The following is a 20,630-nucleotide window of genomic DNA, read 5'->3' as shown; positions in this document are numbered from 1 at the left end:
ACAGTGTAAACTACGTTAAGACTACTCACGTATCTTTGAATACGAGGAATTTTTTTTAAATTAATACTTCGCTAGTTCTTCGATAGCCTTTACAATGTCATGATCTTGCGGCAACACCACTTCTTCGAGAAACCAATTGTATGGAATCGGAGAATCTTTTGCTGCAACACGGCGCACCGGACCGTCGAGATATTCGAACGCACGGTTCATGATCTGGGCAATGATTTCGCCGCCAAATCCGCCGAATTCACAATCTTCATGCACCACGATACATTTATTGGTTTTTTGAATAGAGGATGCGATGGTTTCCATATCCAACGGTACAATCGTCCGAATATCGATAATTTCAGTTTTAATTCCGTATTTCTCTTCTGCAATTTTAGCTGCATTCATCGATTTGGCTACCATCATGCCGTACGTGACGATCGTAATGTCCGTTCCTTCCCGTTTCACTGCTGCTTTGCCATACGGCAATAAATAGTTCCCATCCGGTTCCGGGCTTTGTGCGAAACCTTGGCGATAGAGCCCTTTGTGTTCGAGAAACAACACCGGATCATTACCACGAATCGCTGTTTTCAAAAGCCCTTTTGCATCGGCGGCATTGGATGGCAACGCGATTTTAAGTCCTGGAATATGGGCAAAAAACGATTCGATATTTTGTGAGTGGCACAAAGCGCCGTGAATGTAACCACCGACCGGAATGCGTATCACTACCGGCGATTGCCAGTTATTATTAGAGCGGTAACGCATCGTCGCAAGTTCATTACGGATCTGCATCATCGCTGTCCAGACATAATCGCCGAACTGAATTTCAACCACCGGTTTCCATCCTCGCACAGCCAAGCCTACGGCTGTTCCAACGATACTCGACTCGGCCAAAGGGGAATTGAACACGCGATCGGTTCCAAATTTTTTCGACAAGCCTTTCGTCGCGGTAAAAACGCCGCCTTTATCATCCTGAATATCTTCGCCGAACATGATGACTTTCGGATTTCGTTCAAGTTCTTCGGCCAACGCATGGTTGATCGCATCAACAAGAACGATCGGATTACCTGATGGAACAGTCTTTTCATATTCTAAATGGTCCGGCTCTTCCGAAAATATGTGAAGTAGCGCTGTATTTTTTTCGGGATGAGCCTGCGTTTCCGCCCAATCCGCCGCTTCATCAACATCGATCAGACATTGTTTGCGGATAGATTCATCGTCATTTTTAGTAATAACGCTCTGTTCGATAAGGAAACGCGACATCTGTTCAATCGGATCGCGTTCGCGATCTTTGGCCAGATCGGCTTCCGAACGGTATTTGCGCTGATCGTCCGACGACGAATGCGGCAGTAGCCGCACGACATCCGCCACGATCAGAGACGGGCCTTTGCCTTGCCGGGCCAGCGCTGTAGCTTCTTTTACTTTGGCATACGTTTCCAAAAAATTTGTTCCATCAACTTCGTAACAATTCAAACCGGAATAGCCTGCGCCAAGATTAAAAACCGAACTGCCGGACGTTTGTTGCCAGATCGGAACGGAAATCGCATATTTATTGTCTTCGATAAAGAAAATAACCGGAAATTTTTCCCGGCTTGCCCAATTGATGGCTTCATGAAAATCGCCTTGCGACGTTGTTCCTTCACCGGACGAAACGTATACGACGTCATCCGTTCCGTCTTTCATAGCGCCCATAGCACAACCAACTGCCTGTAAAAATTGCGTGCCTGTCGGGCTTGATTGCGAAACAATGCGAAGGCCTTTATGCCCGTAATGCTGCGGCATCTGGCGCCCGCCGGAATTCGGATCGTCGGCTTTGGCCAAAAAACACAGCATCAGTTCACGTACCGTCATTCCCACCGACATCGTCAACGCTTGATCGCGGTAATAAGGATAAAACCAGTCTTTTTTTGAAACCAATCCATATCCAGCGGCCACCTGCGCCGCTTCATGTCCCGAACATCCGATATGAAAAAAACTTTTCCCCTGCTTCAGCATACGCAACATTTTATCGTCGAGATAGCGCGATGTAAGCATCAGCTTGAACGCATGAATCAGGCGGTCTTTGGTCAATTCCGGAAAGTCGGCAAGACGATAAATAGCGCGCCCGTTGTCAGCTTTCGATGGGGATGGTTTTGTTTTTATCTCCATTAACAAACTCCTCTATATAATTCACTCACTTAGCGTCAATGTATTTTTTTAAAAAAGCGCCGAAACGTATAGAAAAAATTCAAAAAGCACAAGGAGAAATTGACTGGCATCGATTCGCCAACTATGAAAAATTTTCTCTATTTAATATCCTTCAAAATATTTTCTACTTCACCGCGATAGGTCGTTGCCGGCACCAGCTCAAGATATTTTTCGAGATGTTTGACGGCTTTTTTATTTTGATCCTGATAATAATAAGCTAAGCCTAAATAGAAATAAGCGTCGTTTATATTTTTATTCAATTTTAACGCCTGTTCGTATTCCGGGATCGCCAAATCGTATTTTTTTAATTGTGAATAAGCATTACCCATTGAATAATACGGAAGATAGTTTTTCGGGTTGATGGCCACTGCTTTTTTGAAACATTCGATGGACTGATCGAATTTTTTTAGTTTCGAATAAGCCAAACCGACGCCGTATTGCGATTGAAAAAAATGATCGTTGAGTTGTAGCGACTTCCGGATCAAAGGGCTTTCCGGCTTATCATTTTCCGTGTGCAGCCACATAAGGTAATAACTCTCAGCATCCGTTGAATCCAATTCCGTGGCTACTTTCAGAGCTTCATAAATTTCCTGTCCGTATTTTTTGGAATCGTGTACCAAAAAAGCCTGCGCCAAAGCTCGATGTGTCAAACCGATCTTTGGACCTTTACCCACGGCTTTTTTGGCATTCTCCAGCGCTTTTTCATAATAATCCTTGGAAGCCTGGCCGTTTTTTTCTATTTCGTAACCCAATAATGCATACGCTTCAGCCAGTCCGGCATACGCAAGCGCCATGTCCGCATCCGCAGCAACAGCCTGATCATAATATTTAATAGCGTCTTTATAATCGTCGACAGTAAACTTCAGATATGCTTCGCGTCCTTTATCGTACGCTTTTTTGGCTTTTTCGGAATTTTGAGCGGCGATCGATGCACTCAAAAGTATAATAAAAGCCAGAAGAGATTTATGAAAGAGTTGCATGAGGAATCTCCATGGTTAATATATTTTCTTTGGCAACAGCCGCAGCCGTTACGTCAAAAACTTCAGCAAATTTTTCAGTCAAAATAGCTTCAACTTCATGTACATCAATTTTTTTTTGCAATAATTTTTCAATCGACGTCACGCCTTTATCCGAAATCCCGCAGGGTACGATTCCATTAAAAAAATCGAGATTGGTATTGACGTTGAGCGCAAAGCCGTGCATGGTGATCCATCGCGTGACTTTAACGCCGATCGCACAGATTTTTTCAGGGCTGCGCGGCGTATCGATCCATACGCCGGTAATCGCATCAATACGTTTGCCGGTCAGCCCATATTCGGCCAGCGTCCGGATAATCGCTTCTTCAATGTCCCGCAGATACCGGTGTACGTCGCGGTAATAATTATTCAAATTCAAAATCGGGTAACCGACGATTTGCCCGGGTCCGTGATAAGTAATATCGCCTCCGCGATCGATTTCAAAAATCTTGATGCCGTGAGTAGCCAATTCATCTTTATTCATTAGCAAATGTTTACTGACGGAATCCACGCCGTTTTTTCCAACCGTGTACGTATGCGGATGTTCACACAAAAGTAACGTGTCTTCAATTTGGTTGCTCAGCCGTTTATCAAATAACGTTTTTTGTAGATCCCAGGCTGTTTGGTAATCGATAAGACCCAGATGAACGATCTGCAGGAGTTTGTTGCTCATTTTATTTTTCTTCTCTTCTTCCACAAACGTTCGAGACGTTCTTTGAACTTTTTTTCCGTTCCGTTCTCTGTAGGCTCGTAATAGATACGATCTTTCAATTCTTGAGGCAGATAATCCTGTTCGGCAAAATTATTTTCACCGCTATCCGTAAAGTCATGAGCATATTTATACCCTTTGCCGTAATCCATTTGCGACATCAGTTTCGTTGCGGCGTTACGTAAATGCAACGGCACCGGAAATAATTTTTCATTTTGAACGTCGTTGGTGGCAGCACCGATACCGACGGTCGAGGCGTTGCTTTTCGGACAGCTCGCCAGATACGCTGCACATTGAGCAAGAATCAACGCCGACTCCGGCATGCCGATATAATCGACGCCGGTAAACGTCGACACGGCCAGCGTCAAGGCATACGGATCGGCATTACCGATGTCTTCGGACGCCAAAATGATCATTCGACGGGCAATAAACTTCGGATCCTCGCCGCCTTCGAGCATCCGCGCCATCCAATACAACGCTGCATCGGGATCGCTTCCGCGAACGCTTTTGATAAAGGCGCTGATCGTGTCGTAGTGGAATTCTCCCGCTCGGTCGTATAAAATATTCCGTCGCTGATATGCCTCTTCAAAAATCGGTTTGGTCAGATGGATGATACCCTGTTCATCCGGTTTGGCCAACTGCACAGCCAGTTCCAGCGTGTTCAGCACATTACGCGCGTCGCCGCCGGCATAAAACAACAATGTTTCACGGTCGTCGATTGAAATGGTTGTTTGTTTCAGATCGGCATCGTTAGCCAATGCGTGATCGATGATCCGGTTGAGATGTTCCGGCGTAAGTTCTTCGAGCCGATAAATCTTACATCGCGACTGCAGCGCGTTGATCACCTCAAACGAAGGATTTTCCGTGGTCGCGCCGATCAGAATGAGCGTACCTTCTTCGACGGAATGGAGCAACGCGTCCTGCTGTGATTTATTAAAACGGTGAATTTCATCGATAAAAAGCAGGAGCCGTTCACGGGTTTGTTTAAATAACGCCTGAGCATCTTGAATGACTTTACGTACTTCGGCAACGCCGGAATCGACTGCGCTGAGCGAAACAAATTTACTTTTAGTTTCTTTCGCAATGATCCGAGCCAGCGTCGTTTTGCCGGAGCCCGGCGGGCCCCAGAAAATCATCGATACGAGTTGCCCTGAAACGATCTGCGCCCGCAACGCCTTGCCTTCACCGAGCAAATGTTCCTGCCCGACAAATTCAGAAAGCTTTTGAGGGCGAACACGCTCGGCGAGCGGAATTTTTGTACGCGAAGGAGTATGCCGTGTCTCTTCTTCGAATAAATTCATGACGGTGAATTAATTTTTTTTGATTTCACCAATTCATCATAATAGTTATAGGGTTTACCTTTTTCATCGGTAATTTGCAAAACCATCAGATGCAGATGCGTGGGTGAACGTTTTTCGGATGCATTGCGGCCCGTACGCCCAACTGTTGCAATACGTGTTCCGGCATGCACGATGTCGCCGAGTTTGACCATAATAGTATTATTGTGTGCGTAATAATAATAGCGTTGGAGGTTCGGATTATAGATCATCAGATAATTACCGCCGCGCAATGTATCGCCGCTTACCCAATTAGTTTTCATACCTATGACGATACCGTCAGTCATGGCAATTACATACGCAGGCTGTTTCGTATTGTCATCCAAATTATCCTGGTTTTCGTCGTGGATGAAAATATCATGTGCGGGGTGACCGCGATGACGGTTACCGTGCAGGAAATTATATTGATAGGCAATAAAGCCGCTGCCGTCCTTTCCGCCCACGTCGGACAACCCGTGATTTTCAATCGGAAAATAAAAAGCCGAATCTTGCAGAACCGTGATGCGTTCGCGGATTTCTTTCGCGATAGAACGCAAGATAGGTCCTGAGGCTTTACGATCCACCGAGCCGTATTGCATTTTCTCATACAACGCATTCCACTGCTCGCACAAATCTTTAACGTCGGCTTTTTCCTGGGCTAAAATATGTGCCACAGCCAACCACAGTGCAAAAACAAATAATTTCATAAACTTCTCTTCTGAATGCGATAATGTATCACGCACGGAAAGGAAATGCAAACCAATTCGGTTTCTCACGAATCACTGATATGCAAACCTCATTAAAAAAAACTCTGCAATGTTGCGTAAAAAGTTAGTCGCCTTGAAGTTGAAAATTTATTGCATAGTCTCGACGAGCACTTTCAATCGCTCGTAATCGATTTGCTGGCGATCGGCAATCCATGTTTTGGTCAATGCATACCACGAACGCCAAAAAAAACCGTCACCGTAAATATCGCTGCGGCAGGAAACAATGGTCGAGTCGGAATAGCGTGAGAAACGTATGCGGTGCTGAATACGGTAATGATCGTAAAAAACCGAAAACACAAACAAACGCCCGGCTTCAACAGAATCAACTGACATCGGCCGTAGAAACGTTCGATCTTCCGCTGTAAATAACATTTGAAAGCGATTCGTATCGGACGAATCCCGCTCAACCGTCTGGAGATCCGCCATCCAATTATTCCAATAATATGTATCCGTCAAATAACCGTACACATCGCCCGGCGGCTTGGCTACTTGAAACGCTGTCACGAACGATACTTTTGCCATGAACCAACCGATCATGAAATATGAAAGCACGCAAGCGCCTAACAACGTAAGCGGTATGGAATAGTGATCTTTCATCGCTTGTACTACTTAGATTCGCTAAAATTTTTGAATGCGGAAAAATTATTTTGATTACGTTCGATAATTTGTTGTTGCGCGAGAAACAGCAGGCTTTTCCAGAACAATCCTTTTCCTTCTGATTCATTATGGTAAATCATCTCCGTCCTGTTACTGTCAATAGCTTTGAAAGTAAATTCACCTTTGCCATTCAGAACTTCATTATCCATTGAAAAAGCGAATTTCTCCTTTTCAGCCAATACCAGCAACTCTTCGTCGACGTACACTTCTTCTCCGTTTTCATCAAACGTCAGACGAAATTTACTCCCAACCTCCCCCGGATTGCCGCTCACGTTTTCTATTTTTTTGAATCCCTGCATCCAATGTTGCATGTTATTTTCATCGGCAAATTTTTCCCATACGACCGTAATGGGTTGGTCGATCTGAACAGAAACCGTGAAAGTTAATTTAGGATTGGCGACGCCCAATGAGAAGAAAATAACGAGAGCAACGCCGATGATCGCACTGATGATGATGAATATTTTTTTCATAACTATTTCCTTTTTAAAACAGAATGGCGCACTGAGCGCGGTCGAAGTAACCGGCTTAAAACGAAACGGTTATTTTCGTTTTTTCTTTTTTGGTTTAGGAATCTTCCCGATGCGCGGATCGTGACGTAAAAGCAATTCACAAATGTGAGCGGCTGACCGGTCGAAATCATCCGATTCCGCCGGCAGCATTTGCCAATTCGTTTCACCCGGCCCTAAAACGTTGATCGAACGCATGGATGGAAATTCTTTGCGCAAGCTTCCATGATGTTCGGCCGTGGTTGCGATCCAAACGCCGTTATCTTCCGGATGCGATTCCCGGTCGCGCAGGATCAGAACGATTTTCGGCCCGACGTAAATGGCCGTACATCCGAACATCGGCCGCGTCACAGGCTCCAGAGGTAATAACGCATCGAGAACAAACTCAAAAGGGATCGTTTTCTTTTTACGATTCATCCCGTACTCAAAAAAATAATGTCATGGAACCGGATTACGCTTTAGTTTCGCGCCACAAGATCGCGTACTGCCATGAAATTTCCAAAGAAAAACGTTGAAAAAACTCAAAGAGGCTTTTTGCCGGACACGGTAAAAAATATTCCTTGAAAATACCTCGTTTTTAACGTAATCTAAACCGCTTTTCTTTCGGACACACACTTCAAACATACCAAATTTAACGTGGAAACCTACCTATGAGTAAAGTCGCTTTTATTGAAAGGGACGCGTGCGGCTTTGTTACCGATCTAAAGGCCGCCGCGGCCGATTATTTTACTCGATCCGGCATATCGGACAAAGCCAATTTCGCTATGATCCGCAAAACCGTTGTTATTCTTACCTTGACGTTCGGCGCCTATGCGTTGATCTTGTCCGGGCAATTCGCACCGTGGGAAATGCTGATCCTTGCCATCACCATCGGCATCGGCGTTGCCGGCATGGGTTTTAGTATCGGACACGACGCACTGCATGGCGCTTACTCGTCTCACCCTTGGATCAATCGGATTTTCGGGCTTACTTTCGATCTCGTCGGAGCCAATGGATATATGTGGAAGTTGACGCACAACGTAATTCATCACACCTATACCAATATTCACGGTGTGGATGAAGATTTGGTTGTTTCGCCTTTGCTGCGCCTGTCACCGCATACGCCCCATCAATGGTTTCACCGGTTCCAACATCTGTACGCTTTTCTTGCATATTCATTCACAACTATTTTTTGGGTTTTCATCAAAGATTATAAATATTTCATGCTTCGCGACCTCGGCCCGTATAAAAATATCAAACACCCGTTTTCACAAGTCGTGACCATGCTGTTCATGAAAATGGTGTATTATAGTTGGACCATTATCATTCCTATGATCGTATTGCCGATTCCATGGTGGCAAATCGCCATCGGATACGTAGCGATGAATCTCACCGCCGGATTGATTCTCGGTATTGTATTTCAATTGGCACACGTGGTGGAACATACGGAACATCCGTTACCGGATTCTGCGGGTAATATGGAACTTGCGTGGACATTGCATGAAATGGCTACGACATCGGATTTTGGCCGCACTAATAAATTTTTGTCGTGGTATATCGGCGGATTAAATTTTCAGATCGAGCACCATTTATTTCCGAAAGTCTGCAGTATTCATTATCCGTCGCTGAGTAAAATTGTCGAATCGCTCGCTGCCAAACATGGAATTCCTTATCACGTTCACCCCACGATGCGGGCTGCGGTGGCTTCGCATTATCGTACGTTGAAAAACTTCGGCCGGCCGCTCGCATGAGGTTTTGGCAATTATGGAAATATTCGGTAAAAGCCCTATACCGGGTTATATATTGATCCTGGGCAAAATTGCTCTGTTTATGTCCTGCTATTTTCCATTTGCGGCCGCCTATTTGCCGGCGTGGTATTTTACCGATTATTTTTGGCTCGCCGGCCTCGTAGTATATGCCGTTGGTTTGATCTTATTTTGTTTTGCAGTTTTCCAATTAGGCACCTCGATCCGAGTCGGACTTCCTAACGAAAAAACTTCGCTCAAGACGCACGGTTTATACCGTTTCACTCGTAATCCGATTTATGTAAGCTCCTATATTATTTGCGCCGGATCATGTATGATGGCCATTCATCCTCTGAACGGTCTGGCTTTTGCCATCGGTGCAATGATTCATCATGCCATAGTCAAAAAAGAAGAAGAATTTTTGGAAAAAAGATTCGGAGATGAATGGCTGGCTTACAAACAGCAAGTCCCGAGATATTTAGGATACTCTTGAAATCTTTCCGATGAAACTTCAAAATCCTTCCTTGGGTTACCACAACTCAATAATATTCAAAAAATAGCTTCAAAGACGATCATCCTCCTCGTTTGAAACATTCGGACAAACCATGCGTAACGCTGGGATAATTGTTGTCCCTCCAATTCCGGAATAAATCCCAGCCTGATGCAGCTTAAAGCCAATTCCCTCAAGTCATCTGTTTCAACCATTTCCCACAACACCGACAACTCTCCCGGCCGTGCATGGTCGTGGTTTTTGCCTGTTTTGGGAGGGATTGAATGTTTTCGGGCAGAAGAATTTGTGCACCATTACGGATGGCACAGCCATGAGACGTATGCCATCGGAGTTGTCGAAGCCGGAATCGGCGGAATCGATTATCGCGGCGCATCGGGCCGCATTCCCGCAGGCGGTATCGTGACGCTGAATCCGGATGTGCCGCATACCGGTTTTTCAGCGGACAACCTGCCTCTGACGTATAATATGTTTTACATTCACGCCATTGTTTTCAGAAATCTTTTACCGGAAAAATCGCCGTTGCCGCATTTTCGGGAAATTCAACTGAGCGGATCGAAATGGAGTACTTTGCTGACCCGTCTTCACCGTTCGCTTGAATATCCGTCCGATCGGCTTGAGCAAGAATCACGAGTCGTGGAAGTCTTGTCAAAATTTGCCGAAACATTCGGTCACTGCGGCAATCCTGTAGAAGGACACGCCGAACATCGTGCCGTTGACCTTATCAAAGAATTTCTGCGAGCAAATTACCAACGCCCCGTTACGATCAACGATTTGTCAAATCTTACAGGATTGAATCGCTCGTATATGATGCGCACGTTTAAGCGAACTGTCGGGATGTCTGTACATCAATGGTTATTGCAGGTTCGTATACATGAAGCAAAAAAATTATTATCCATTCAAACTCCAGCCGCACAAGTTGCTTTAGACGTGGGATTCGACGACCAAAGCCATCTTACCCGCCGTTTTAAACATATTACCGGACTCACACCTGCTCAATACGCCAAAAGTCACTTTTCTTCAAGAAAAAGCTCGGTCCACTGATTACTTTATATCGAAAACATCTATCAACTTTTAAGTAAAACCGATGAAAAATCTATTACCTCAGACTGCTCTGCGTATAACTACGGCCTTAATCGTATTGGTGTGGCTATTCGACTTTATTAATACTTTTTTCGGGACTGGATCAGTTTATAAGATATTGGATCCCAATATCAGTGTTAACGAAAACTTACCTAAAGCTTCGATATACATCATTGCCTTCGGTATTGTTAATTTTTTAATCGCTCTTTTTTTGCTTCACATGTCCGGCGAGGGTCTGAATGATTTAGGTTTTAAAAAAGAACGGCTGCTCGGCCAATTTGGCAAAGGTGCGCTGTTCGGAGTACTGATTTTTATCCTTACCACATTTTTAGTCAATCCCGTGGTTGAGGCTATTTTCCCAAAATCGGAATCCGATTCAATCGTAAAATTATTTACGACTCCGGGTAATATCGTTTTGCTGGCTTTTCTTTCGGTATTTAAAGGCGGTTTCCTCGAAGAATTCTTCAGAATATTTGAATTAACACGATTCGAAAAAACTTTTGGAAAAATTGGATTAATGATAGCGCTGGTCGGCTCCTCCGCCACGTTCGGGCTTGGTCATGCCTATCAGGGAACAAGCGGTATTTTTTCCGCCGCTATAACCGGATTTCTGTTCGCTCTGACTTACTTACGAAAACGTTCGGCCGTCGAAGCGATATCGGCCCATGCAGCTTTTGATTTGATCGCATTGATTTTAGGGTGTCTGTTGTATTATGGCGGCCAATAAATCTATTAAAAAAGGGGGTGAAACTACTATCACCTAGTTACGTTAATACAAAACACTGTCAAGCAATACATTGGGTTTTGTATGAACGTCAATCTTATTCTTTTAATCGCGGGTGGAATTCAAGGCATAATTCTATCTCTTGTAGTATTAAAAAGAGCAATAAACAAAACAGCGGGCATTGCGCTTTTTTGTCTAATTTGGGCTATGAGCGCACAAATATTTCTGAAAGCTGTCAACAAGTGGTGGATGATGGATCAAAATATGCTGATCTATCAATTGTTGTACCTAACGCCATTTATCATAAATCCTGTTATTTTCTTATTTGCAAAAAGCCAAAAAACCGATGAATATTTTGATAAAAAAGATATTGGATGGATTGTTCTATTGGCTCTTGTGGGAATACAATTTTATTTCAAGTTGTGGATTACAGGGGATTTTTACAATGAGAGGTGGTGGCGTGCGGTTTTTCAGTTAATCACATTATTTTATGCTTTCTACCGGTCATACCCTCTTCTTCGCCAAAACAATTGGGGACTTCAATTTCTTAAGCTCACGACTTTGGTCCAGTTTGTTGTTATTCTAGCCCTGTCATTATCTGTGGAATTTCAACTTGCCAATGTTTGGATTCAAATCATGTTCTTATCACTGTCCGTATATCCTTATTGGATTGGTTATTCTTTTATGATCAATCGAGAGAGCTTTGACCATCGTAAGTATCTCCATTCAGGACTCCGTTATTCTGAAATGCCTCTCATGATTCAATCAATTATTGAAACAATGGAAAAAAAGAAGCTTTACAAAAATCCGGATCTTACATTAGACGGTTTTTCCGCGATGGCAGGATTTTCAAAAAACCATGTTTCGCAAGTGCTGAATGGTCAACTTGGAACATCTTTCAAAGACTGGACCAACAAATATCGAGTACAGGAAGCCTCCGATCTTTTGCTTGATCAACATTATAAATGCGAGACCATAGCATCCATTGCTTTCGAATCGGGATTCAATTCGTTAAGCCACTTTAACGAAGTTTTTAAAAAGCAAAAGGGATTGACTCCAAGCCAATACCGATCCAACCTATCTAAAGCCGTATAAAATTGTCCAAAAGCTTCCTGACTTATAGGATAGGAAGATTTCTGTCAACTCATGGCGTAAATTTATCTTGAACTTCCAAGATAAATTTAAGGATGGGTTATGGTAAAGAACACTCTATTTTTTGTTTTTTCTTTTTTTAATACGCTTTATGCCAGCGGGCCTCAATACGATTCGCCCAATACGAAGACGGTCATTGAGTCCATGATTCAGGCTCATGGTGGATTTGAAAAGTGGAAAAACGCAAAGACAATCAGTTATGATAATATTTTTTTCAATCCGACAGCTCCTCCGGATCAAAGTCCGTGGTGGTTTTCTCACGAAGTTTTCGATCAAGCAACTCGGCGCACTTATCACAATTGGTTTTTGGACGGAGCAGTTTTGGCTAGCGACGGTGCAAAAGCGTGGACAAAAGACTGGAAGCAAGCTAATTATCCTGCTTTCATGGCGTATTTCTTCTATTATTTTGTCAATTTGCCATGGCTTACTCAAGATAAGAACGTGAAACTCAGTGACGTTGGTAAAAATAAACTTCCCGGTTCTTCAACAGAGTATTGGACGGTCAAAATGGAATTTGTCAATCATCCGCCACTGGGCCGCACAAAATCGGATTTTTTTGTCTTATACATTGATCCTAAAACTTATCGTCTGGCCGGATACCAATACAACGTCTCTTATGGCGCCATGCTGGATTTGATGGGCTTTCCCAAAGAGGTGACGTACATGGGCCCCGTTCTACGGATCATTGATCAACTGAAAGAAGTCGACGGTCTTTTGTATCCAACGAGATTTCATACTATGAATCTTGAAGGCACACAAACATTCGGCTATCATATTATCACAAATTTTTCGACAACGGAAAAGTTCAATGAAAAGCAAATGATCCAACAGTCCGGATCAATCCTTGATTCAAGTTCTGAGCTTCGGAAATAAGTTCAAAAAATAATTTTTCCAGATTGAATCTTAATGCTGTTTGTTGTTATTAGTAACAATATAAAAAAATTCTCAGGCTATACCGGGCTGAGAATTTTTTTATTGCTTTCAATATTAATTACTTCCCTCTGTAGGCGCTCATCTTCCCTTCCCGTTCCTGTGCTTTTTTATCCCATTCTGGGATAACCGTTTTGATAAATTCGATTTTTTCATCCCGTAATTTTTTCATATCGAGACCGATAAACGCTTGGGCTTTCTCTTTTGTAGAAATATCCGGTAGAGTGACCGGAACTTTCACGCCATGTTTGATCAAAACTTCAGCGATTTGAATACGAGCCTCCTGAGCTTTTTCAATTCCGGCGCCGATCACGCGTACCGATTCCAATGGCGAGTGAAATGATCCGCCGTGGCTGGCGGCCGCATAATCCCAGCGCCATTGCGCCTGTCGAATCAACTGGAGTACCGGTTTCATTTCTTCTTCGTTGGCGCCGTTATCCCATGCGATCTTCGCTTCGATGTGCGCTTTCGCCAAAACCGATTCCAGGCGCCCACGCACTTCGATAACTTTATCCTGGCGGTCGTACACATTTTTACGCAACGTCTCTTCGCTTTCGCGGTGGCATACCTGGCACGAATTGGCAATATTGTTCAGCGGGCTTTGAATATGATGATCGGTGAATTTCACGCCGCCTTCGCTTCGATACGGCATGTGGCAATCGGCGCACGATACGCCGCGTTCCGCATGGATGCCGGTTTTGTAAATTTCATAATCCGGGTGTTGTGCTTTCAGAATCGGCGCACGGCTGAGCTTATTGACAAAATCGACATGCTGTACGCTGTCGTAATAGGCTTCCATATCCTCCGCCCGGAATCCTTTATCCCATGGAAACGTCAGATATTTATCATCTTTGCCTTTAAAATAATATTCCACGTGACATTGAGCACAGACGAGCGAACGCATTTCCTGGTGCGTCGCCTGTTTGATATCTTTGCCCATACGTTGAAAAGCTTCGGCCAGCGCCGGACGTGTAATGCGAAGATTCATGGTTTTATTGTCGTGACAATCCTGGCAGCCGATCGGATTAACAATCTGGTCGCCAAGGTGATCCCATTTGTCTTTATAAAATTCAGCGATGCCACGTTCGTTCATGACGCGTGGAACATCCGTACTTTTGCAAGTCCAGCATGTACCGGGTTGAGGAACGCCTGTGCGAAGTGTGTTTCGAATATCTTTGATGGCATAATAATGACCGCGCGCCTGATTGAAATCGCGCGAGAACGCATACCCGGCCCACAAAATCACCAGATTAGGATATTCCTCCAACATGTCACGCGTTGCCGCGCCACCGTGCTTGCTGCGGAATGTTGAGTCCATTGTAGCTTTATAACTCTCAAATTCACGCGGAAAATTCTCACCCCAAACTTCGTTGCGCGGTTCCCAGTCGGCAATCGGTTTGACCAATTGAAACAGGGTCTTTTCTTCGCCACGACGTTCCATGATCGAATTTGCAAGCAGTCCGACCAAAAAAACGACGACCACCGTTGCCGCGAAAAACAGCCACGCCAATTTCGGTTTTTCCTGTAAAATCTGTACGATACTTTTCATGTCTCCTCCTTGTAAAAATTTCTATTTTTTTTCTTTTTTGACCAATTGATCGATCCAATCCGGCATAACGTTGCTCAGGCGTGGAATGCGCGCATACGGAACGGAAGCTAATCCATTGACGCGGCCGTGCGGAGTTTCGCGGTGACATTGCCAGCAAAGCTGTCCCTGGCCGTGATTATAATTTTTACCCGTAACGTCGCTCGCCGATACGTTTTCTACCAAATTACTGTGACAACGAATACAATTTTCCTGCACAACCGTAATGCCGGCCTCTTTGATATGAATCACTTGGGGTTCAAGCCGGAATGTAAACATACTCGCGTGCCGCATGCCGTCCTGTGCTTTGAAAAGATATTTTCTGAAAAAGTTGTCATGAGGAACATGGCAATCATTGCATACCGTTACGCGGCCGTGGCTGCCGCGCTGCCACGTTGCAAATTGAGGCGCCATGACATGGCAATTCATGCAGGCTTTCGGATCGTCCGAAAGATACGACGCAGCATTGGAAATGGTGATGACCAGCAACCCGATGCCGATCAAGACACCGGATAAAAAAAATACCGGAATCCGCCATTGCTCGGGCGGTACGAAAAACTGAATGAGGCGTTTGAATCTTTCCATCAGTACATTCTCAGTTATGACTTCAAAAAAATATATTGGTAATTGGAAGGCTGCTTAAATTAAGATTTTCAATTTTGATTGTCAATCAAAACAGCTACGAATCTCCCGAAAAAAAGAAGAGCGAAACAATGTTTCGCTCTTTATAAAAATTTTCCGACTTACTTCATACTGGAAAAATCAACCAGTCGTGACAAATTCGTGATGCCAATATTATTCACCTTTTTGCTGAATATTTACCGTAATTCGGTAAGCATTTGAATCAAGCGGTTGATCTGAATATGGCGCCGGCATTAGCTCCACCAATTCCAATCGCCATATATTATTTTCGTAAACCACCGGGTTCGATGTATTGAATTCAACAGGCACTACATTTGGAGTTTGAGTTTCACCGCCCGGTCCGGTTAGTGTCAGATGTATTTTGGCATTTCCCATCCATATACACACTGCATCCACAGGACAACGTGAGTCTTCCGACACACGATCAAATGATAGAACATAACCATCGTCCAGATGGACGGCTGAATGAACCGATATTTTTAAATTCCCGGTTTTTTGTAATTCAATATCGGCAGAATCGCTGAAGTTTTCAAAACACGACGTAAAAGAAATCATTAAGACAATTATCATATTAATGCTAATTCGAATCATATTTCGGATCATGAGACGCATCCTTGATTTTCGTTGAACAAATATGTCCATTACAAACCAAGAATCATGCCGTTTATAAATTATAATTAAAGTAATTAATTATTTTTGAATTACAAATTCAAAGAATCCAGCTATCCGTATTTATTATTATCAAAAAATTAATAAAATATTGGATTTTCGACAAACCAGTCATTAATATCTCCTAACCAATCTGATTCTTAGATACCCCGATTTATGAAAAGACTATTGTTTATCGACATTTTCCGCGGCTGGGCCGTTTTGGCCATGATCGAAACGCACGTCGTCAATGCGTGGATGGACGCAGGATTACGTCATTCTGAATGGTTTCCCTATTTGAATCTCGTCAACGGTTTTGTCGCGCCGTCTTTTTTATTTATTGCGGGCGTTTCATTTGCCATTGTTTGCCGTACCAAATGGGATGATATGACTCACCTGACGCCAACGCTGGGTAAACAAATGCGGCGATTGTTCATGATCCTCGGCATCGGATATTTGCTGCACATCCCGCGCATCGAATGGAATGGCATGACTCCAAGCATTGTGGCGGCTGATCTGAATGAATTTTTTCGGGCTGACGTTCTGCACACGATCGCCGTAAGCATGATTATATTGCAAATCGTTTTATTTCTGTCACGAAAACGAAATGTTTTTTTGTTTACTTTATCCATTATGACGTTGACGTCTCTCCTGGCGACTCCGCTTTTGTGGAAAACAGAATTTACCGTTCACCCTTTTATTACTAATTATCTGAATGGTTTAAATAATCCGTTATTTCCTCTGTTCCCGTGGTGCGTATTTTTATGGTCAGGCGCACTGATTGCGTTTGCTTTTCTTGATTACGTTGAGTCGGACGATGAAAAAAACGGTGTGGTTAAAATTACACTTTCCGGTGCTGGAATTTTTTTGATAGGATTGATCAGCGACTGGTCGCCGGTTCAATTGTTTACGTACGACAATTTCTGGCTCGTCAGTCCTAACTGGGTTTTGATGAGGCTCGGCATTCTGTTGATTTTATTCGGAATGTTTTGGCTGTTGGATTTCAAAAATTGGCACACGTCCGCTAAAGTCCGCACCATCGGCAGTCAATCGCTCTTCGCCTACGTCGTTCATCTGTGGTTGATTTATTCTATAACGGGCGAGAAAGCATCGTGGCCAATTTTCAGTCAGGATAACAGTGTTCCTGTAACATTAGCCATGCTCGTAATATTGATAGTTATTATGTATTATCTCACGATCGGATGGACGTTGGCAAAGAAAAAAATTTTTGGTAAGGCGGCCGGATAGTCATGCGGCAATATTTTCTTCTTCGTTCCGAAAGTGTCCATGTTGATGCAGGCGAATAGCCAGAAACACCGAACCCGCCATTAAAAAAGCAGCGAGATAAAAAGGCGTCGTATGCCCGGCTACATCATACGCGATGCCGCCGATCGTCGGACCGAACATCCTCGCCAGACTTGCAAAACTTTGAACGATTCCGAGAATGACGCCTTGTTCGCCGGGATCAGCTAATTGTGAAGTCAGGCTCATGATCGACGGCGTCAGACAACTGCTTCCCATCGATAAAAGCGCTGTACCCGCTATGACACCATAAATACCTATTGTTCCTAAAAGCGCCGAAACAGGAAATCCCAAAAATCCCAGCATCATCAGCGTCACGCCGATAACGATTAATTTTTTTTCACCAAAAAACCGGTTGAGCTTACCGATCAAGCCGCCCTGAATGATCGCACTGAAAATACCGATCTCAACAAAAAACCATCCGGTGTGCGAACTCGAAAGACCGAACGGCGGCTCCATCACGAATAAAGGAAACGTCGCAAAAATATTCGAAAACGCTACCGTCACGATGCATAATAAAGTGATGACAATTCCCAACTGCGGGATTTGTAAAGCGCGTTTAAAACCTTTAACATCAAAAAATGACCGTGCTGTTGCGATAGTACGTTTTTCGTGATCAAGCGACTCAGGTAATAAGAAAAAAGCTGTAATCAAATTGATCAACGATAATCCGGCGGCAATCCAACCGGGCAATGTATACTTCAAGCTGCCAAAGAATTCGGTAGAAAAAATACCGCTGATCAGCGGCCCGAATACAAATCCTAGCCCGAATGCCGAACCAATCAGACCCATACCTTTTGCACGCTCTTCCGGCTTAGTCACGTCAGCGATATAAGCCTGCGCCACCGAAAGATTGGAATTGGCAATACCGGCCAGTGTCCGCGACAAAAACAACATCCATAACGAATTCGCTGTTGAAAATAGGATATACGCCGCAACGGATCCGATAACCGTAATTAAAATGATCGGACGACGGCCATGATGATCGGAAAGTTTGCCCCAGACAGGCATAAATAAAAATGTCATCAAGGAAAAAACACTCAGCAAAAGTCCGACCATAATGCCCGATGCGCCAAATTGCTGAGCATAAAACGGCAATAGCGGAATGACAATCCCAAAACTAACGAGATCGATAAATACAGTAATGAAAATGACAAACAAGGGTGAACGCTTCAAAACATGATCCTTAATGGTTGAATAAAATAGCCGATTTAATTTAAATCAATAATGAATGGGTCAGAATGATTGATCGGTAAAGAGCTGCGTATCGTCGGTTAACGGATCAAAAAATTTCGATATGCTTGGCTTCCAACGCTTTCTTCTCATTGACAAAATATAAAATGATCATACCTGCGAAAAAAAACACAATCAGAGACAAAATCGACAACCGCGCTGTCCCGCTGATTTGCCGGATAAGCGCAAATACGAACGGTCCCCAAATAGCTGAAAATTTCGTAAAGACCGAGTAAAATCCGTAAAATTCAGCCGTAGCTTTCGCTGGGATCATGGCCCCATAAAACGAACGGCTCAGCGATTGTGAACCGCCCAATACAATTCCTACAACTATTCCCAGTGCCATGTATTCCCCGGCCGTCGTCATAAAGTACGCATACACGACTACACCGGACCACACTATTAACGTAACAATGATCGCCCGTTTAGTCCCGATTTTCCCCGCTAATTTACTAAAGGCCAACGCGCCGACCATCGCAACAAGCTGAATGACAAATAACGTTATCATCAGGACGTCGGAAGATAATCGCAATTCTTCTTTTCCATAGATCGTTGCCATCGCAATGACCGTCTGGATGCCTTCGTTGTAAAGCATGAAGCCGATCAGAAAAAGCACCAGATGTTTAAAATGGACAATTTTTCGGCTGGTAGCGATCGTTCGGGAAAAACCAATTTGAATATACGCGATAATTTTAGGACGTCCAGCGTATTGCAGCGGAATGATTTCTGCCGCAGCAGCATCATGAACATATATCCAAGTGAAAATTGAAAAACCGCCCCACCACAAACCCGAAAACGCCAGAGCCCATCGAACTGCTTCGCCTGAAGTTAATCCGAATGAATCGTGCATCAGTATCAGTCCGAGTGACATAGCAAATTGAATATCGCTGCCGATATATCCGTACGCATAGCCTTTGCCGGAAACCCAATCCATTTTTCCCGGCGGCGCTATCTGCGGTAGAAACGCATCATAAAAAATATTGCCCCCGACAAAACCAATTTGCGCAATAATAAAAAAGAACATTGTAGTCCATACGTCGCCGCTGTTGCAAAAATACAACAGCACTGTAAAGAGGCTTCCGGCATAGCAGAATGTCATCATAAATTTTTTCTTAGATGACGAAAAATCAGCAATGGCACCCATGACCGGAGCACATAAAAACACAAACAACGCGGCACTGCTGATCATAAATCCCCACAGCGCCGTTGCGCTGTAAGTTTTATCGCCAATTGTAAAACCGTCGGACCCGACTACGGCATCGGCAAAATACAGGGGCAGAACCGCCGTGATGACCGTCAACGTAAAGGCAGAATTGGCCCAGTCGTACATACACCAGCCGAAAATCGTCTTTTTATTTATTTCGGGAGATTCCATATATCCATTCGATCAGATTTTTTTTTTGGCGCTCAATGTATTGTTTTTTCCGACATTTCACAAATTTTCTTTATTGTAATTTTATCCTTCATTTAACTTTACAAAAACCCGCTTCTTTTAAAGTTATCAAGAAGTTATGCAGTAATTTTTTTGAGGGTATTTTTTAGCAAATATTTCTTGCATTCTTAGGTTCGATCCGCTATATTAGCGACCTAATTTCATAAAACGCAAACCCATAGCTTGGAGACTCGCGTGTACGCAGTAATTGATATCAAAGGTTTTCAGTTCAAATGCGAAGAAGGCCAGAAATTGGTTATTCCCCGCGTGGCTGAAGCGGAAATCGGCGACAAGATCGTTTTCGATCATGTGCTCCTGATCTCCGAAAATGGCGATGTCAAAATTGGCATGCCTACCGTAAAAGGTGCAAAAGTCGAGACCACCGTGTTGCAACACGGGCTGGGCGACAAAGTCATTCATTTCCGTAAGTATCGCCGCAAAGGCTTTCAGAAGAAAAAAGGCCATCGTCAGCCTTTCACGGAAATTGAAGTTAACAGTATTACGAAGTAAGAAAAGGAGAGACC

Annotated in this window: 21 protein-coding genes; 8 read left to right on the top strand and 13 right to left on the bottom strand. The window is 43.8% G+C overall.

Annotated features, from left to right (window positions below; translation table 11 throughout):
• Positions 1–60: 60 nt before the first annotated feature.
• The 8 genes from K1X84_04845 to K1X84_04810 form a co-directional block, all read right to left on the bottom strand.
• Entirely contained in the window at positions 61–2,133 is a 2,073-nt protein-coding gene (locus tag K1X84_04845) for a dehydrogenase E1 component subunit alpha/beta (GenBank protein ID MBX7150943.1), read from the bottom strand.
• A 137-nt stretch (positions 2,134–2,270) separates the two neighbouring features.
• Positions 2,271–3,152 carry a tetratricopeptide repeat protein gene (locus tag K1X84_04840; GenBank protein MBX7150942.1) on the bottom strand — a complete coding sequence of 294 codons (882 nt, stop codon included), beginning with the start codon at positions 3,150–3,152 and terminating at the stop codon, positions 2,271–2,273.
• Entirely contained in the window at positions 3,136–3,861 is a 726-nt protein-coding gene (lipB, locus tag K1X84_04835) for a lipoyl(octanoyl) transferase LipB (protein MBX7150941.1), read from the bottom strand. Before lipB ends, K1X84_04840 begins: the two co-directional genes overlap by 17 nt.
• Positions 3,858–5,198, bottom strand: a complete 1,341-nt coding sequence (locus tag K1X84_04830; GenBank protein ID MBX7150940.1) for a replication-associated recombination protein A — start codon at positions 5,196–5,198, stop codon at positions 3,858–3,860. Before K1X84_04830 ends, lipB begins: the two co-directional genes overlap by 4 nt.
• On the bottom strand, positions 5,195–5,920 hold the full coding sequence (locus K1X84_04825) for a M23 family metallopeptidase (GenBank protein ID MBX7150939.1): 726 nt from the start codon (positions 5,918–5,920) through the stop codon (positions 5,195–5,197). Before K1X84_04825 ends, K1X84_04830 begins: the two co-directional genes overlap by 4 nt.
• A gap of 147 nt (positions 5,921–6,067) precedes the next feature.
• Complete coding sequence (locus tag K1X84_04820; GenBank protein MBX7150938.1) at positions 6,068–6,577, bottom strand: hypothetical protein; 510 nt, start codon at positions 6,575–6,577, stop codon at positions 6,068–6,070.
• Positions 6,578–6,585: 8 nt separating this feature from the next.
• Positions 6,586–7,107 (bottom strand): SRPBCC family protein, encoded by a 522-nt coding sequence (locus K1X84_04815; protein ID MBX7150937.1) that lies wholly within the window; start codon positions 7,105–7,107, stop codon positions 6,586–6,588.
• A gap of 69 nt (positions 7,108–7,176) precedes the next feature.
• The gene (locus tag K1X84_04810; protein ID MBX7150936.1) at positions 7,177–7,560 is read right to left on the bottom strand and encodes a hypothetical protein; all 384 of its coding nucleotides are present in this window, start codon (positions 7,558–7,560) and stop codon (positions 7,177–7,179) included.
• A 233-nt stretch (positions 7,561–7,793) separates the two neighbouring features.
• On the opposite strand from K1X84_04810, the gene K1X84_04805 reads away from it, so the two are divergent.
• From K1X84_04805 to K1X84_04780, 6 genes are all read left to right on the top strand, one after another.
• Positions 7,794–8,873, top strand: a complete 1,080-nt coding sequence (locus K1X84_04805; protein MBX7150935.1) for an acyl-CoA desaturase — start codon at positions 7,794–7,796, stop codon at positions 8,871–8,873.
• Between the two features lie 13 nt (positions 8,874–8,886).
• Entirely contained in the window at positions 8,887–9,360 is a 474-nt protein-coding gene (locus tag K1X84_04800; protein MBX7150934.1) for an isoprenylcysteine carboxylmethyltransferase family protein, read from the top strand.
• Positions 9,361–9,528: 168 nt separating this feature from the next.
• The gene (locus K1X84_04795) at positions 9,529–10,419 is read left to right on the top strand and encodes an AraC family transcriptional regulator (GenBank protein MBX7150933.1); all 891 of its coding nucleotides are present in this window, start codon (positions 9,529–9,531) and stop codon (positions 10,417–10,419) included.
• A gap of 43 nt (positions 10,420–10,462) precedes the next feature.
• Entirely contained in the window at positions 10,463–11,185 is a 723-nt protein-coding gene (locus K1X84_04790; GenBank protein ID MBX7150932.1) for a CPBP family intramembrane metalloprotease, read from the top strand.
• 204 nt (positions 11,186–11,389) lie between these two features.
• The gene (locus K1X84_04785; protein ID MBX7150931.1) at positions 11,390–12,277 is read left to right on the top strand and encodes a helix-turn-helix transcriptional regulator; all 888 of its coding nucleotides are present in this window, start codon (positions 11,390–11,392) and stop codon (positions 12,275–12,277) included.
• Between the two features lie 99 nt (positions 12,278–12,376).
• The gene (locus tag K1X84_04780) at positions 12,377–13,207 is read left to right on the top strand and encodes a hypothetical protein (GenBank protein ID MBX7150930.1); all 831 of its coding nucleotides are present in this window, start codon (positions 12,377–12,379) and stop codon (positions 13,205–13,207) included.
• A gap of 118 nt (positions 13,208–13,325) precedes the next feature.
• On the opposite strand, the gene nrfA is transcribed toward K1X84_04780, so the two are convergent.
• From nrfA to K1X84_04765, 3 genes are all read right to left on the bottom strand, one after another.
• Positions 13,326–14,813, bottom strand: a complete 1,488-nt coding sequence (nrfA, locus tag K1X84_04775; GenBank protein ID MBX7150929.1) for an ammonia-forming cytochrome c nitrite reductase — start codon at positions 14,811–14,813, stop codon at positions 13,326–13,328.
• Between the two features lie 21 nt (positions 14,814–14,834).
• A complete protein-coding gene (nrfH, locus tag K1X84_04770; protein ID MBX7150928.1) occupies positions 14,835–15,434 on the bottom strand; it encodes a cytochrome c nitrite reductase small subunit in 600 nt (199 codons plus the stop codon).
• Between the two features lie 210 nt (positions 15,435–15,644).
• Entirely contained in the window at positions 15,645–16,094 is a 450-nt protein-coding gene (locus K1X84_04765) for a hypothetical protein (protein MBX7150927.1), read from the bottom strand.
• A 222-nt stretch (positions 16,095–16,316) separates the two neighbouring features.
• Here K1X84_04765 and K1X84_04760 point away from each other — a divergent pair, with 222 nt between their 5' ends.
• A complete protein-coding gene (locus K1X84_04760) occupies positions 16,317–17,387 on the top strand; it encodes a DUF1624 domain-containing protein (protein ID MBX7150926.1) in 1,071 nt (356 codons plus the stop codon).
• Here K1X84_04760 and K1X84_04755 read toward each other — a convergent pair whose 3' ends face one another.
• Together K1X84_04755 and K1X84_04750 are read right to left on the bottom strand one after the other, a co-directional pair.
• Entirely contained in the window at positions 17,388–18,617 is a 1,230-nt protein-coding gene (locus K1X84_04755; protein ID MBX7150925.1) for an MFS transporter, read from the bottom strand.
• A 106-nt stretch (positions 18,618–18,723) separates the two neighbouring features.
• On the bottom strand, positions 18,724–20,049 hold the full coding sequence (locus K1X84_04750; protein MBX7150924.1) for an MFS transporter: 1,326 nt from the start codon (positions 20,047–20,049) through the stop codon (positions 18,724–18,726).
• Positions 20,050–20,301: 252 nt separating this feature from the next.
• Here K1X84_04750 and rplU point away from each other — a divergent pair, with 252 nt between their 5' ends.
• Positions 20,302–20,616, top strand: a complete 315-nt coding sequence (rplU, locus tag K1X84_04745) for a 50S ribosomal protein L21 (GenBank protein MBX7150923.1) — start codon at positions 20,302–20,304, stop codon at positions 20,614–20,616.
• Positions 20,617–20,630: the final 14 nt, after the last annotated feature.

This window comes from bacterium (genome assembly GCA_019695335.1).
Classification (GTDB): domain Bacteria; phylum CLD3; class CLD3; order SB21; family SB21; genus JABWBZ01.
This window is presented reverse-complemented; position numbering and strand designations above follow the sequence as displayed.

Bases quoted from the DNA above. Each gene is read 5' to 3' on its own strand.
- K1X84_04815 (MBX7150937.1), bottom strand. From the start codon at position 7,107: ATGAAAAAAATATTCATCATCATCAGTGCGATCATCGGCGTTGCTCTC.
- nrfH (MBX7150928.1), bottom strand. From the start codon at position 15,434: ATGGAAAGATTCAAACGCCTCATTCAGTTTTTCGTACCGCCCGAGCAA.
- K1X84_04830 (MBX7150940.1), bottom strand. From the start codon at position 5,198: ATGAATTTATTCGAAGAAGAGACACGGCATACTCCTTCGCGTACAAAA.
- K1X84_04800 (MBX7150934.1), top strand. From the start codon at position 8,887: ATGGAAATATTCGGTAAAAGCCCTATACCGGGTTATATATTGATCCTG.
- K1X84_04820 (MBX7150938.1), bottom strand. From the start codon at position 6,577: ATGAAAGATCACTATTCCATACCGCTTACGTTGTTAGGCGCTTGCGTG.
- K1X84_04840 (MBX7150942.1), bottom strand. From the start codon at position 3,152: ATGCAACTCTTTCATAAATCTCTTCTGGCTTTTATTATACTTTTGAGT.
- nrfA (MBX7150929.1), bottom strand. From the start codon at position 14,813: ATGAAAAGTATCGTACAGATTTTACAGGAAAAACCGAAATTGGCGTGG.
- K1X84_04825 (MBX7150939.1), bottom strand. From the start codon at position 5,920: ATGAAATTATTTGTTTTTGCACTGTGGTTGGCTGTGGCACATATTTTA.
- K1X84_04805 (MBX7150935.1), top strand. From the start codon at position 7,794: ATGAGTAAAGTCGCTTTTATTGAAAGGGACGCGTGCGGCTTTGTTACC.
- K1X84_04810 (MBX7150936.1), bottom strand. From the start codon at position 7,560: ATGAATCGTAAAAAGAAAACGATCCCTTTTGAGTTTGTTCTCGATGCG.
- K1X84_04750 (MBX7150924.1), bottom strand. From the start codon at position 20,049: ATGGAATCTCCCGAAATAAATAAAAAGACGATTTTCGGCTGGTGTATG.
- K1X84_04785 (MBX7150931.1), top strand. From the start codon at position 11,390: ATGAGCGCACAAATATTTCTGAAAGCTGTCAACAAGTGGTGGATGATG.
- K1X84_04765 (MBX7150927.1), bottom strand. From the start codon at position 16,094: ATGATCCGAAATATGATTCGAATTAGCATTAATATGATAATTGTCTTA.
- K1X84_04845 (MBX7150943.1), bottom strand. From the start codon at position 2,133: ATGGAGATAAAAACAAAACCATCCCCATCGAAAGCTGACAACGGGCGC.
- K1X84_04780 (MBX7150930.1), top strand. From the start codon at position 12,377: ATGGTAAAGAACACTCTATTTTTTGTTTTTTCTTTTTTTAATACGCTT.
- K1X84_04760 (MBX7150926.1), top strand. From the start codon at position 16,317: ATGAAAAGACTATTGTTTATCGACATTTTCCGCGGCTGGGCCGTTTTG.
- K1X84_04795 (MBX7150933.1), top strand. From the start codon at position 9,529: ATGCAGCTTAAAGCCAATTCCCTCAAGTCATCTGTTTCAACCATTTCC.
- K1X84_04790 (MBX7150932.1), top strand. From the start codon at position 10,463: ATGAAAAATCTATTACCTCAGACTGCTCTGCGTATAACTACGGCCTTA.
- lipB (MBX7150941.1), bottom strand. From the start codon at position 3,861: ATGAGCAACAAACTCCTGCAGATCGTTCATCTGGGTCTTATCGATTAC.